At 72.6% G+C, this 12,511-nt stretch carries 11 protein-coding genes; 2 read left to right on the top strand and 9 right to left on the bottom strand.

What is annotated here, in order from left to right:
* Positions 1-51: 51 nt before the first annotated feature.
* Both lpdA and IE326_RS11875 read left to right on the top strand, forming a co-directional pair.
* Positions 52-1,455, top strand: a complete 1,404-nt coding sequence (lpdA, locus tag IE326_RS11880; protein ID WP_030752266.1) for a dihydrolipoyl dehydrogenase — start codon at positions 52-54, stop codon at positions 1,453-1,455.
* A 108-nt stretch (positions 1,456-1,563) separates the two neighbouring features.
* The gene (locus IE326_RS11875; protein WP_308440309.1) at positions 1,564-2,193 is read left to right on the top strand and encodes a rhomboid-like protein; all 630 of its coding nucleotides are present in this window, start codon (positions 1,564-1,566) and stop codon (positions 2,191-2,193) included.
* Between the two features lie 145 nt (positions 2,194-2,338).
* On the opposite strand, the gene IE326_RS11870 is transcribed toward IE326_RS11875, so the two are convergent.
* The 9 genes from IE326_RS11870 to IE326_RS11830 form a co-directional block, all read right to left on the bottom strand.
* Positions 2,339-3,145 (bottom strand): HAD family hydrolase, encoded by an 807-nt coding sequence (locus tag IE326_RS11870; RefSeq protein WP_190041486.1) that lies wholly within the window; start codon positions 3,143-3,145, stop codon positions 2,339-2,341.
* Positions 3,142-4,431 carry a serine--tRNA ligase gene (gene serS, locus IE326_RS11865; RefSeq protein WP_150229682.1) on the bottom strand — a complete coding sequence of 430 codons (1,290 nt, stop codon included), beginning with the start codon at positions 4,429-4,431 and terminating at the stop codon, positions 3,142-3,144. Before serS ends, IE326_RS11870 begins: the two co-directional genes overlap by 4 nt.
* 454 nt (positions 4,432-4,885) lie before the next feature.
* Entirely contained in the window at positions 4,886-5,821 is a 936-nt protein-coding gene (pheA, locus tag IE326_RS11860; protein WP_030752278.1) for a prephenate dehydratase, read from the bottom strand.
* A gap of 168 nt (positions 5,822-5,989) precedes the next feature.
* The gene (gene efeB / locus IE326_RS11855) at positions 5,990-7,231 is read right to left on the bottom strand and encodes an iron uptake transporter deferrochelatase/peroxidase subunit (RefSeq protein WP_229915448.1); all 1,242 of its coding nucleotides are present in this window, start codon (positions 7,229-7,231) and stop codon (positions 5,990-5,992) included.
* Positions 7,232-7,411: 180 nt separating this feature from the next.
* On the bottom strand, positions 7,412-9,397 hold the full coding sequence (locus IE326_RS11850; protein ID WP_190041484.1) for a copper resistance CopC/CopD family protein: 1,986 nt from the start codon (positions 9,395-9,397) through the stop codon (positions 7,412-7,414).
* Between the two features lie 23 nt (positions 9,398-9,420).
* A complete protein-coding gene (locus IE326_RS11845; protein ID WP_150229686.1) occupies positions 9,421-9,873 on the bottom strand; it encodes a copper chaperone PCu(A)C in 453 nt (150 codons plus the stop codon).
* Positions 9,870-10,601 (bottom strand): SCO family protein, encoded by a 732-nt coding sequence (locus tag IE326_RS11840; RefSeq protein ID WP_229915300.1) that lies wholly within the window; start codon positions 10,599-10,601, stop codon positions 9,870-9,872. The genes IE326_RS11845 and IE326_RS11840 overlap by 4 nt, the downstream gene beginning before the upstream one ends.
* Positions 10,602-10,693: 92 nt before the next feature.
* The gene (locus IE326_RS11835) at positions 10,694-11,461 is read right to left on the bottom strand and encodes a YcnI family copper-binding membrane protein (protein ID WP_190041483.1); all 768 of its coding nucleotides are present in this window, start codon (positions 11,459-11,461) and stop codon (positions 10,694-10,696) included.
* 147 nt (positions 11,462-11,608) lie between these two features.
* Positions 11,609-12,388 (bottom strand): hypothetical protein, encoded by a 780-nt coding sequence (locus IE326_RS11830; RefSeq protein WP_190041482.1) that lies wholly within the window; start codon positions 12,386-12,388, stop codon positions 11,609-11,611.
* Positions 12,389-12,511: the final 123 nt, after the last annotated feature.

The following is a 12,511-nucleotide window of genomic DNA, read 5'->3' as shown; positions in this document are numbered from 1 at the left end:
CTGTGGGCACGTACGCGGACCGAACACCCTCATCACCCTCGGGAGTCAGTCATGTCAGACCGCTTCGACGTCGTCGTACTCGGAGCTGGCCCCGGCGGCTACGTCGCCGCCATCCGCGCCGCCCAGCTGGGCAAGCGGGTCGCGGTCGTCGAGGAGAAGTACTGGGGCGGTGTCTGCCTGAACGTCGGCTGCATCCCCACCAAGGCGCTGCTCCGCAACGCCGAACTGGCGCACATCTTCAACCACGAGGCCAAGACCTTCGGCATCAAGGTCGACGGCACGGTGACCTTCGACTACGGCGACGCCTTCAGCCGCAGCCGCACGGTCGCGGACGGCCGCGTCAAGGGCGTCCACTTCCTGATGAAGAAGAACGGCATCACGGAGTTCGACGGCCGGGGCACCTTCCTCGACGCGAACACCCTCCAGGTGGCGAAGGCCGACGGCACCACGCAGACGATCACCTTCGACAACTGCATCATCGCCACCGGCGCCTCCCCGCGCCTGCTGCCCGGCACGGCCCTCAGCGACCGCGTCGTCTCGTACGAGCAGCAGATCCTCGCCGAGGACGCCCCGAAGTCGATCGTCATCGCCGGCGCCGGCGCCATCGGCATCGAGTTCGCGTACGTGCTGAACAACTACGGCACCAAGGTCACCATCGTCGAGTTCCTCGACCGGATGGCCCCGCTGGAGGACGAGGAGGTCTCGAAGGAGCTCGCGAAGCAGTACCGCAAGCTCGGCATCGACGTCCTCACCTCGACCCGCGTCGAGAGCATCGACGAGTCCGGCCCGCAGGTCCGCGTCACCGTCACCGGCAAGGACGGCGCGAGCAAGGTCCTGGAGGCCGACAAGGTCCTCCAGGCCATCGGCTTCGCCCCGAACGTCTCCGGCTACGGCCTGGAGAACACCGGCGTCGCCCTCACCGAGCGCGGCGCGATCGACGTCGACGGCCGCTGCCGCACCTCCGTGCCGAACATCTACGCCATCGGCGACGTCACCGCCAAGCTGATGCTCGCGCACACCGCCGAGGCCATGGGCGTCATCGCCGCCGAGACCATCGCGGACGCCGAGACCATGGAGCTCGACTACGCCATGATCCCGCGCGCCACCTACTGCCAGCCGCAGATCGCCAGCTTCGGCTACACCGAGGCGCAGGCCCGCGAGAAGGGCTACGACGTCAAGGTCGCGAAGTTCCCCTTCATGGCGAACGGCAAGGCGCACGGCCTCGGCGACGCCACCGGCTTCGTCAAGATCGTCGCCGACGCCAAGTACGGCGAGATCATCGGCGCCCACCTGATCGGCCCCGACGTCACGGAGCTGCTGCCCGAGCTGACCCTGGCCCAGCAGTGGGACCTCACCGTCCACGAGGTCGCGCGGAACGTGCACGCCCACCCGACCCTCGGCGAGGCCGTCAAGGAAGCGGTCCACGGCATCGCCGGACACATGATCAACTTCTGAGGCGCCGCCCCGCCCCGGCGGCGGAGCACAGCCCCGGGTGATAGGCACTGAGAGGTGCCGAGCGAAACCTCCCCGGGTGGCGAACCGTCCCGACCGATCAGGTCGTGGGTGCGTTCGTCACCCGGTACGCATCTCTGGCTCGCGGTCATCGCGGCCACCAGCCTCGTCCTCGCGCTCTCGCCCGACGGCTTCGACACCTATCTGCTGCACCGCAACAGCAGCAACCTCCACCAGCTGGCCCACCACCCGGTCCGCGCCCTCCTCGGCAGCGCGTTCTGGATCCAGGACCCCGCCGCCCTGCTCTTCTACGCGGTCCTCTTCGAGCTCTTCCACGCGCCCGTGGAGCGCTGGCTCGGCACGCCGAAGTGGCTCTTCACCGTCGGCACCGCGCACATCGTGGCCACCCTCGTCAGCCAGCAGGTGGTCCTCTTCGCGATCACCCACCACGATGTGCCGCGCAGCATGGCGCACGTTGTCGACATCGGAGTGAGCTACGGGCTCGCCGCCTCCGCGGGCGTCCTCACCTACCGGCTGCGCCTCCCCTGGCGCCTGCTCTACCTCGCGGGCGCCGTGGCCTTCTTCCTCGCCCCGCTGCTCGCCGACCGCACGTACACCGACCTCGGGCACGCGCTCTCGCTCGCCATCGGTCTCGCCTGCTACCCGCTCACCCGCCACCCGGACGGCGGACCGCCGCCCGGAAAACCGTTCGCCCCCGAACGGCGGCCCGGAGCACACTAGTTGTGCGGGGGACACGGGGGATCTCCCGAGGGGCGGCCGCTTCGAGCGCGCGGACCACGGTCCGCGCGGGCCGCCCCTTCTCCGTACGCCGGAAGGGCCCGCCTCCCCAGGGGGGAAGCGGGCCCTTCCGGCGCACGTCCGCGGCTCAGGCGGCCAGCAGGCGCTCCAGGACGACCGCGATGCCGTCCTCCTCGTTGGAGGCGGTCACCTCGTCGGCGACCGCCCGCAGCTCCTCGTGCGCGTTGCCCATCGCGACCCCGCGCGCGGCCCAGCCGAACATCGGGATGTCGTTCGGCATGTCGCCGAAGGCGATCGTGTCCGCCGCCTTCACGCCCAGCCTGCGGGCCGCCAGCGAGAGGCCGGTGGCCTTGCTCAGGCCCAGCGGCAGGATCTCCACGATCCCCGGGCCCGCCATGACCACGTCGACCAGACCGCCGACGGTGGCGCGCGCGACCGCGGTCAGCTCGTCGTCGGACATCACCGGGTGCTGGATGTAGAGCTTGGTGAGCGGCGCCGCCCACACCTCCGCCGGGTCCTCGTAGGGCACGTACGGCAGCGGGCCCTCCTGCGACCGGTAGCCGGGGCCGATCAGGACCTCGCCCTCCAGGCCGTCCCGGCTCGCGGCGATCGCCAGCGGACCGGCCTCCGCCTCGATCTTGGACAGGGCGAGCCCGGCGAGCTGCCGGTCCAGGGTGAGGGAGGTCAGCAGCCGGCGCTCGCCGGCGTGGTAGACCTGCGCGCCCTGGCCGCACACCGCGATCCCCTCGTAGCCGAGGTCGTCGAGGATGTGCCGGGTCCAGGGCACCGCCCGGCCGGTGACGACGATGTGCGCGGCGCCCGCCGCCGTCACCGAGGCGAGCGCCTCCCGGGTGCGCTCCGAGACGGACTCGTCGGCCCGCAGCAGCGTGCCGTCGAGGTCCGTCGCGACCAGGCGGTAGGGGAAGGCGCTCACTTGGCGATCGGCTCCAGGACCTCGCGCCCGCCCAGGTACGGCCGGAGGACCTCCGGGACGCGCACCGAACCGTCGGCGAGCTGGTGGTTCTCCAGGATGGCGACGATGGTGCGCGGGACGGCGCACAGCGTGCCGTTCAGCGTGGCGAGCGGCTGGACGGTCTTCTTGCCGCCCTGCTCCTCGCGCATGCGGACGGAGAGGCGGCGGGCCTGGAAGCCGTCGCAGTTGGACGCCGAGGTCAGCTCGCGGTACTTGCCCTGGGTCGGGATCCACGCCTCGCAGTCGAACTTGCGGGAGGCGGAGGCGCCGAGGTCGCCGGTGGCGACGTCGATGACCTGGAAGGGCAGCTCCAGGGAGGTGAGCCACTGCTTCTCCCAGTCCAGGAGCCGCTTGTGCTCGTTCTCCGCGTCCTCGGGCGCGACGTACGAGAACATCTCGACCTTGTCGAACTGGTGGACGCGGAAGATGCCGCGGGTGTCCTTGCCGTACGTGCCGGCCTCGCGGCGGAAGCAGGGCGAGAAGCCCGCGTACCGCAGGGGCAGCTTGTCGGCGTCGATGATCTCGTCCATGTGGTACGCGGCGAGCGGGACCTCGGAGGTGCCGACCAGGTAGTAGTCGTCCTTCTCCAGGTGGTACACGTTCTCCGCGGCCTGGCCGAGGAAGCCGGTGCCCTCCATGGCGCGCGGCCGGACCAGCGCGGGGGTGAGCATCGGGACGAAGCCGGCCTCGGTGGCCTGGGCGATGGCCGCGTTGACCAGCGCGAGCTCCAGGAGGGCGCCGACGCCGGTCAGGTAGTAGAAGCGCGAGCCGGAGACCTTGGCGCCCCGCTCGACGTCGATGGCACCGAGCGCCTCGCCCAGCTCCAGGTGGTCCTTGGGCTCGAAGCCCTCGGCGGCGAAGTCACGGATCGTGCCGTGCGTCTCCAGGACGACGAAGTCCTCCTCGCCGCCGACCGGCACGTCCTCGTGGACGATGTTGCCGAGCTGGAGGAGCAGGTTCTTGGCCGTCTCGTCGGCCTCGTTCTGCTCGGCCTCGGCGGCCTTGACGTCGGTCTTGAGCTGCTCGGCCTTCTGGAGGAGCGAGGCGCGCTCCTCCGGGGTGGCCTTGGGGATCAGCTTGCCGAGCGCCTTCTGCTCGGAACGGAGCTCGTCGAAGCGGACGCCGGACGACCTGCGCCGCTCATCGGCGGAGAGCAGGGCGTCGACGAGGCCGACGTCCTCTCCACGGGCGCGCTGGGAGGCGCGAACACGGTCGGGGTCCTCACGGAGCAGGCGAAGGTCAATCACCCCACCAGGCTACCGGTGCGCGCTCGTGCGACCCCACCGGATAAGGGGGCGCGTGTTGTTATGTCCGAATTGGGAGTTTTCGGAATTCCCTGTGGTCGAGTTATCCACAGGGTGTGCGGAAGCTCTGTGGATTTCCCCTCCATGGCCTCCGAATTGCATGGTCAAACACGATTCACTCACCCATTTCGAGGGGAATCCATCGCTCCGGAGAGTGAGTCACTGTGGATCATCCTGACGCGAACGGCCGCAAGGTCTGTGGACGGAGCGCGTGTGCACGAGGGGTGATGAGGCCGATTTGTCGACCTTGTCGAGCCCGGGTGTCGACTTGTCCCCAGGTGAACCCCGACGCCTGTGGATAACCAGTGTGGGCAACCGAAAAGTATGCAGGTAGGACTAATGATGCCTGCCTGTGGATGACCGGACGCACGGATTGCGGCGCTCGGTCAGTATCGGGTCAGGCCCGACCGTCCTGGGCCCTCGCCAGCCAGTCGGAGGCAGCCGTGAATTCCTCGTCCGAGGTCCCCCGCCGCAGCGGCCGGACGTCCGCACGGGACGCGCCCGCCCTCGGATACGAACCGAGGAAGCGCACCTGCGGGCAGATCCGCTTCAGACCCATCAGCGCCTCGCCGACCCGTCGGTCCGAGACGTGGCCCTCGGCGTCCACGGCGAAGCAGTAGTTCCCGATCCCCGCCCCCGTGGGCCGGGACTGGATCAGCATCAGGTTCACCCCGCGCACCGCGAACTCCTGGAGGAGTTCCAGAAGGGCACCCGGATGATCTTCACCCAGCCACAGCACCACCGAGGTCTTGTCCGCGCCGGTCGGCGCCGCCGGCCGGGCCGGCCGGCCCACGAGCACGAACCGCGTCTCCGCGTTCTCCGCGTCGTGGATCTCCTTGACCAGTGCCTCCAGGCCGTACGTCGCCGCCGCGAACTCGCCCGCGAAGGCGGCGTCGAACCGCCCCTCCTGCACCAGCCGGGCCCCGTCCGCGTTCGACGCGGCCGACTCCCACACCGCCTCCGGGAGGTGCTTGCGCAGCCAGTTGCGCACCTGCGGCTGGGCCACCGGATGGCCCGTCACCGTCTTGATGTCCGACAGCGCGGTCCCGGGGCGCACCAGCAGCGCGAAGGCGATCGGCAGCAGCACCTCGCGGTAGATCATCAGCGGTTCGCCGGAGGCCAGCTCGTCGAGGGTCGCCGTCACCCCGCCCTCGACCGAGTTCTCGATCGGGACGAGCGCGGCGGCCGCCTCCCCGTTCCGCACGGCGTCGAGCGCGGCCGGGACCGAGACCATGGGAACGAGCTCCCGCGTCGCCGCCTCGGGCAGGCTCCGCAGCGCGGCCTCCGTGAACGTTCCTTCGGGGCCGAGGTAGGTGTACCGGGTGGCGGACATACCGTCACCCTAATGCGCCCCGGCCCCCGCGCCCGCCCCGTCTCAGCCCTCGGCCCGGGACGGGACCCGTCCCCCGGTGCGCCCCCGGGTACGTCGCGGGGGCCGTCCCCGGGTACGTCGCGGGGCCGGGACCCGGATACGGTCCCCGGCCCCGGCCCCGCGCGGAGGTCAGGCCTCCAGCAGACGCTGGCCCACGTACTCGCCCTCGGGGGCCCCGCCCGGCACGGCGAAGAGGCCGCTCGACTCGTGCCGGACGAACTTGGACAGCGCGTCGCCCCGGTCGAGCTTGCGCTGCACCGGCACGAAGCCGCGCAGCGGATCGGCCTGCCAGCAGACGAAGAGGAGTCCCGCGTCCGGGGTGCCGTCCGCGCCGATCCCGTCGTGGAAGGAGAAGGGCCGGCGCAGCATCGCCGCACCGCCGTTCTGTTCGGGGGCGGAGATCCGGGCGTGGGCGTTGTCGGGGACGAGGAGCTTCCCGTCCGGGCCCGTCTTGTTCAGGTCCAGCGGAGTGGTCTCGGAGCCGCCCGAGAGCGGCGCCCCGTCCGCCTTGCGGCGCCCGATGACCCGCTCCTGGCCCTCCTGGGACAGCTGGTCCCAGTCGTCCAGGAGCATCCGGATCCGCCGCACGACCGCGTACGACCCGCCCGCCATCCACTCCTGGGCGCCGGCCGCCCCGGCGGGGACGAAGATCCGCCGGTCGAAGTCGGGGTCGGTGGGCTTGGGGTTGTTGGTGCCGTCGACCTGGCCCATCAGGTTCCGGGCCGTCGTCGGGCGGGCGGTCGCCCCCGCGGAGCGGTTGAAGCCGTTCATCTGCCAGCGCACCCGGGCCGCGTCCCCGGCGTCCTTCTGGAGCGCGCGCAGCGCGTGGAAGGCGACCAGGGCGTCGTCCGCCCCGATCTGCACCCACAGGTCGCCCTCCGAGCGCTTCGGGTCGACCGCGTCGGAGGAGAAGGCGGGCAGCGGGTCGAGCTGCGAGGGGCGCCGGGAGGCCAGCCCCGTCCGGTCGAAGAAGGTGCGGCCGAAGCCGAAGGTGACCGTGAGGGAGGACGGGCCCGCGTCCAGCGCGATCCCGGTGTCCCCGGCCGGGGCCTTCCCGGCCATCAGCGTCCGGGCCGTCGCCGACCAGCGGCGCAGCAGCGCGGCGGCCTCCTTGCGCCCGGCGCCCGGCGCGAGGTCGAAGGCGACCAGGTGGCCCCGGGACTGGAGCGGGGTGGTGATGCCGGGCTGGTGCCTCCCGTGGAACGCCACCTGGGTGGCGCCCACCGAGGTGAGCGCCCCGGGCCCGGCGGCACCGGCCGCGGAGCCGTCCTCCGAGACGGCCGCCGCGATCCCCGCGCCACCGGCCGCGCCGATCACGAGCCCGGCCGCGCCCGCCGCGCCGACGGTGCCGAGCAGCCGGCGCCGGGAGATGTCGAGGTGATCGCCACCGCCCGGGGAGACGCCAGGGGAGGTCCTCGGGGAACCGGCCGGGGAGCCGGACGCGGAGCCGGCCCGGACGCCGGACGATTTGCCGGAGCCGGAGCCGGAGCCGGAGCCGGAGCCGGACGTGGGGTCGGAGGTGGGGTCGGTGAGGGGGTTGCTCACGGGGGTTCAGCCGATCCTGACGTTCTTCTCGACGGTGGTCTGGTCGATCTCGGAGGTGCGGACCGTGATCTGGATCCGCCACTCGCCGGGCAGCGGGAGCTGTACGCCGCTCGCGCTCCAGTGTCCGGTCTGGATCCGGTCCGGGGCGACGGGCAGCGGCCCGACGCCCTTCTCCTCCAGGGTGAGGTTCACCTTGAGCTCGGGGACGTCCAGCGGCTTGCCGTTGGGGCGCTCGACGTAGAGGTGCAGCGCGTTGGCGCCGGTGCGGCCCGGGTCGAGGGTGAGCTGGACGACGCCCTTGCCGTCCACGCCCCCGGTGTCGAAGGGCAGCCGGATGTCCACCGGGCGGTCGGGCACCGCGGCGGGCCCGGCCGTCGTCGTGCCGGTCCGGGCGGCCTCCTCCTCGGTGCGGCCGGGCTCGGTGGAGGTGAGGACGGTGGTCACGGCGAGCAGGACGACGGCCACGGCGGCCTCGGTCAGCACCGAGCGGCGAAGCCCGGTCCGCTCGGGGTCCGCGTCGCGGTCCTTCTTCCGCCGGGCGGCGGCCATCACCGTGCGCTGCCGGGCGAGCTGGGCGGCCCGCTCCGGGTCCGTCTCCTCCGCGATGACCTCTTCGAGGGTCTCCTGAAGCGCCTGCTCCTCCAGCTCCTCCTCGGCGGCCTCCGCCTCCGGATCCGCCTGCGCACCCTTCTCCACGCCCTTCTCGGCATCCGTCTCCGGGGCCGTCCCCGAGGCCGCCCGGGGCGTCCGTTCGGTGAGGTAGAGGGTCCAGCGGCGGGAGGTCCAGGCGATGCCGACGAGCACGGCCATCAGGCCGATCTTGACCAGGAGCAGCTGCCCGTACCGGGTGTCGGTGAGCGCGGACCAGGAGCCGACCTGGCGCCAGGACTGGTAGAGGCCGGTGGCCACCAGGACGGTGACCGAGGCGAAGGCGACGCGGGAGAAGCGCTCGACGGCGGCGCGCTCCACGGAGGGCGTCCGGTAGAGCGCGACCAGCAGGGTGGTGAGGCCGCCGAGCCAGGCGGCGACCGCGAGGAGGTGCAGGATGTCGACGGGCATGGCGATGCCGGGCTGGATGCCGGTGGAGGCGTGCTCGGCCAGCGCCCAGGTGCCGGCGATGCCCGCGGCGACCACGGTGCCGCCGAGGCCCAGGCCGAAGGCGAGGTCCTTGCGCTCCTTCGGGTCGGTGCGCCGGGCGTACGCGCCGAAGAGGACGGCGACGAAGAGCGCGGCCGCCCCGAGCAGCAGCAGCCGGGAGGTGAGCGCGGCGCCGGTCTTGGTCTGGAGCACGGTCTGGAGGACGCCCAGGTCGAAGACGTCGGCGAGCTTGCCGGACCCGGTGTACGGGCCGCGCAGCAGCAGCATGACCAGGGTGGCGCCGGTGAGGGTCAGCCAGCCCCGGACGACCGTCTGCTGCACGGGCCGGACGCCCGCGCCGCGCGGCCAGCACAGCAGCACGAAGGCGCCGCCGCCGACCAGGACGGCGAAGCCCGCGTACGACAGGTAGCGCGCGATGCCGTAGAGGGCACCGACGATCCCGCCGCCGGGCGCCTGGTCGGGCAGGGAGACCGAGGTGGCGGAGGGGGCGCCGATGGAGAAGGTGAAGGCCCCGGCGATGGGGTGGCTGTCGGCGGACACCGTCTGCCAGGCGACGGTGTAGGTGCCGTCCGGCAGTCCGGCCCGCAGGGCGACGCCGTACTTGACGAGGGCGCCGCTGCACATGTTGATGATCTCGCCGGTGTCGGCGCGCCGGCCCGAGGGGTCGAGGACCCGGATCGAGTCGGGGCTCATCGCGACCTGTTCCGAGAAGGTGAGGCCGACCTCCTCGGGGGCGGCGGCGACCACCGCCCCGTCCTTCGGGTCGCTCCCGGTCAGCGCCGCGTGCGCGGAGGCGGGGGCGGCGCCGGCGAGGAGCGTGCCCAGCAGCGCGGCCGCGAGAACGAGCAGCCGGGCCAGGGCGGTGCCGAGGCGCGGGGCGGTGGTTGTCGTCACTGTGTCACTCCGTCGACGAGAGCTCAGTGCTGCTGAGGGTTGTGGTTGGGGGCCTCGACGGGCAGCTCGACCGTGATCGGGTCGGCCTTCTCGAAGTGCAGCTGGACGCTGACCTTCCCGCCCTGCTTCGGCTTCTCCTTCAGTTCCATGAACATGAGGTGGTTGCCGCCGCGGGCGAGCTTCAGCTCACCGTTGGCGGGGATGTCGAAGGCCTTCACCTGCTGCATCTTCTGGTTCTTCGTCTCGTGCATGGTGACGTCGTCGGAGAGCGGGCTGGTGACCGAGGTCAGCCTGTCCGCGGTGTCCCCGGTGTTCTCGATGGTGAGGAAGCCGCCCGCCATGTCCATCACGGGCTGGGGCATGTAGGCGCCGCTGACCTTCAGTTCGGGCTTCCCGCCGTCGGAGGAGCACCCGGTGAGCGCGAGGGCGGCGGCGAGGGCCACGGCGGCGGACAGGGCGGTGGTGCGGCGGGTCACGGGTTCTCCCCCTTGATGATCTTCGGCAGGTCCTTGGCGTAGTCCTCGACGGAGGTGTCCTCCCCGTACAGGACGTAGCCCTGGTCGGTGGTGGGGGAGAAGGCGACGACCTGGGCGCCGTGCATGGAGACGACGGTGCCGTCCTTCTCCTTCTTCGGCGGGTCGATGCCGATGCCGATCGAGCGGGCGCCCGCCTGGATCTTCGAGAAGTCGCCGGTGAGCCCGGTGAAGGAGGGGTCGCCGGCCGCGGGCAGCCACTTGGCCAGGGAGGCGGCCGTGTCCCGCTCGGGGTCGGTGGTGACGAAGACGACCTGGAGCTTGTCCTGGTCGGCCTTGGGGAGCTGCTTCTTGGCGATGGCGATGTTGCTCATCGTCAGCGGGCACACGTCGGGGCAGTGGGTGTAGCCGAAGTAGATGAGGGTCGGCTTGCCCTTGGTGCGCTCGCGCAGGTCGTACGTCTCGCCCTCGGTGTCGGTGAGGACGAGGTCGGGCTTGGTGAAGGGCCGGTCGAGGACGGTGGCGGCCCGGGCCTTCTCGACGGTGCCCTCGATCTGGACGACGCCGGAGGCGGCGGGGTCCTTGTCGTCGCCGCCGAGGACGACCGCGGAGACGATCGCGAGGGCGGAGACGATCGCCACGGCGGCGATGATCAGCGGGGTGCGCCGCCCGGGACGGCCGGTGGTGCCGTCCCCGTCGTGCTGAGACGGGGACGTCTTCTCTGTGGACATGCGGTGACTGTCTTTCGGAGTGCGGGACGTGCGGGGTGTGCCGGGTGTGCCGGGCGCCGTCAGGGGCGCCCGGCACACCCGGCCGGGTGCCGTCAGGCCGAGCGGCGGCGTCCGGCGAGGATGCCGAAGGCGACGCCGGCGATGCCGACGACGATGCCGGCGCCGCCGAGGACGCGGGCGGTGGTGTCGGTGGAGGAGGCCGCGGCGGTCTCGGTCCCGGCGTGGTCGCCGGACGCGCCCTCAGCCCCCTTCGCGTCCGCGGAGGCGGAGACGGAGGCGGAGGCGCTGGGTGCGGCGGAGGTGGCGGCGGCGCCGTGGTGGTCCTCGCCGGCGGGCGAGAGCTTCAGGACGGGGGCCGGGTTCTGCGGCTCCTCGGTGCCCTTCTGCTCCTCGATCCAGCGCACGACCTCCTTGTTGTCGTAGGTCTGGATCGCCTTGAGGACGAGCTGGTCGGTGTCCTCGGGCAGCTGGCCGAGGGAGAGCGGGAACTGCTGGAACTGGCCGGGGCCGATCTTCGAGCCGTCGGCGGTCCAGGTGACCTTGGAGACGGCCTGGGAGATCTGCTTGCCGTGCAGGGTCAGCGGCTTGTCCAGGTCGGACTTGGTGACCTCGACCTTCCAGCCGGGGACGGGCTGCGGCATGACGGAGGCGAGCGGGTGGTCCAGCGGGAAGTTGACCTCGACCTTCACGGTGGAGGCGTTGTCGCGCTCGTTGGGGACCTTCACGTTCACGGTCGCGTAGCCGCCCTGGGCGGCCTGGCCGACGGGCTGCACGCCGACGTGGGCGAAGGCCGGACCCGAGAGCAGCAGGACGGAGGCGGCGGCGGTACCGGCGGCGAGGACGAAACGGGACGGGTTCATGAGGAGACACTCCGGCTCGGTGAAGGGGGTCCGCGGAGGGAGCCCCGGAGGAGGAAGGCGGTCCGGTCCGGCCCCCGGGCCGCGGGGGGTTCCCGGGTGGAGGGGCGCGGTCGGGCGCGGCCCCGCTCCCTCGTGGAGCGGACCGCGTCAGGCTGCGAGGACGCAGGCGGCGGCCGGCGGGCCGCGGCGGATCACCGTGTGCTGGAGTGCCTCGGCCACCGGCGGCGGCGAGGTGTCGAAGGCGCCGCGGAGCCGGCCGCGCGGACCGGCCGGGGCCAGCGCCGACAGGCCGGCGAGCAGGGCCCGTACGAGCCGGAGCGCGGCGCGCAGGGAGCGGGCCGGGGCGTTCTCGGCCAGCTCGGCCGCCCGCCGCTCGGAGAGGTCGACGAGCCGGACCAGGGCGAGGTCGCCCCGGCGCAGCAGCCAGCCGGCCACCAGGGCGGCGAGCAGGTGCCCGAGGAGCATCGGCAGGCTCGGCAGCAGCGCGTCGGCGGGGGCCGCGCCGGCCGCGTGCAGTCCCGCGTGGGCCTGGGCGGAGGCGGGGTCGATGCCGGCGCGGCTGAGGATCCCGGCGGCGTCGCCGGGGGTGAGGGAGGCGGCGCCCGCCCCGCAGACGAGCTTGGCCGCCATGCGGACGAGGGCGTCGTCGGCCCGGGGGCTCAGCGCGAGCTGCTGCTGGCCGAGGCCGAAGAGCAGGTGGAGCGCGAGCTGTCCGCCGGTGAGGGCGGTGACGACGAAGCCGAGGGAGCGCTCGCGCCCGGTGAGCAGGACCGTGACCCCGAAGACGCCGAGGAATCCGGCGAGGAGGGTCCACAGGGCGATGCCCGCACAGGCGGCGAGGGCGTGTCCCAGCGCGGACAGCACGACGCAGACCGCGGTGAACACCGCGGCCCTCAGCAGCCGTGGAGCGAGCGCGGGGGCAGACATGGCGGCCCCATCATCGCACCAGGCCCCCCGCCACCATGCGGCAGGTCCGCAAGGTCCTTCTTGGGAGAGTTCGGGGGGACATACACCGGGTCGGTGGCCCGGTGCATCCGCCGAACGGGCGCT

The sequence above is a fragment of the Streptomyces filamentosus genome, from assembly GCF_014654895.1.
In the GTDB taxonomy this organism is placed as follows: domain Bacteria; phylum Actinomycetota; class Actinomycetes; order Streptomycetales; family Streptomycetaceae; genus Streptomyces; species Streptomyces filamentosus.
This window is presented reverse-complemented; position numbering and strand designations above follow the sequence as displayed.

Bases quoted from the DNA above. Each gene is read 5' to 3' on its own strand.
- lpdA (WP_030752266.1), top strand. From the start codon at position 52: ATGTCAGACCGCTTCGACGTCGTCGTACTCGGAGCTGGCCCCGGCGGC.
- pheA (WP_030752278.1), bottom strand. From the start codon at position 5,821: ATGTCCGCCACCCGGTACACCTACCTCGGCCCCGAAGGAACGTTCACG.
- IE326_RS11840 (WP_229915300.1), bottom strand. From the start codon at position 10,601: ATGTCCACAGAGAAGACGTCCCCGTCTCAGCACGACGGGGACGGCACC.
- IE326_RS11835 (WP_190041483.1), bottom strand. From the start codon at position 11,461: ATGAACCCGTCCCGTTTCGTCCTCGCCGCCGGTACCGCCGCCGCCTCC.
- IE326_RS11830 (WP_190041482.1), bottom strand. From the start codon at position 12,388: ATGTCTGCCCCCGCGCTCGCTCCACGGCTGCTGAGGGCCGCGGTGTTC.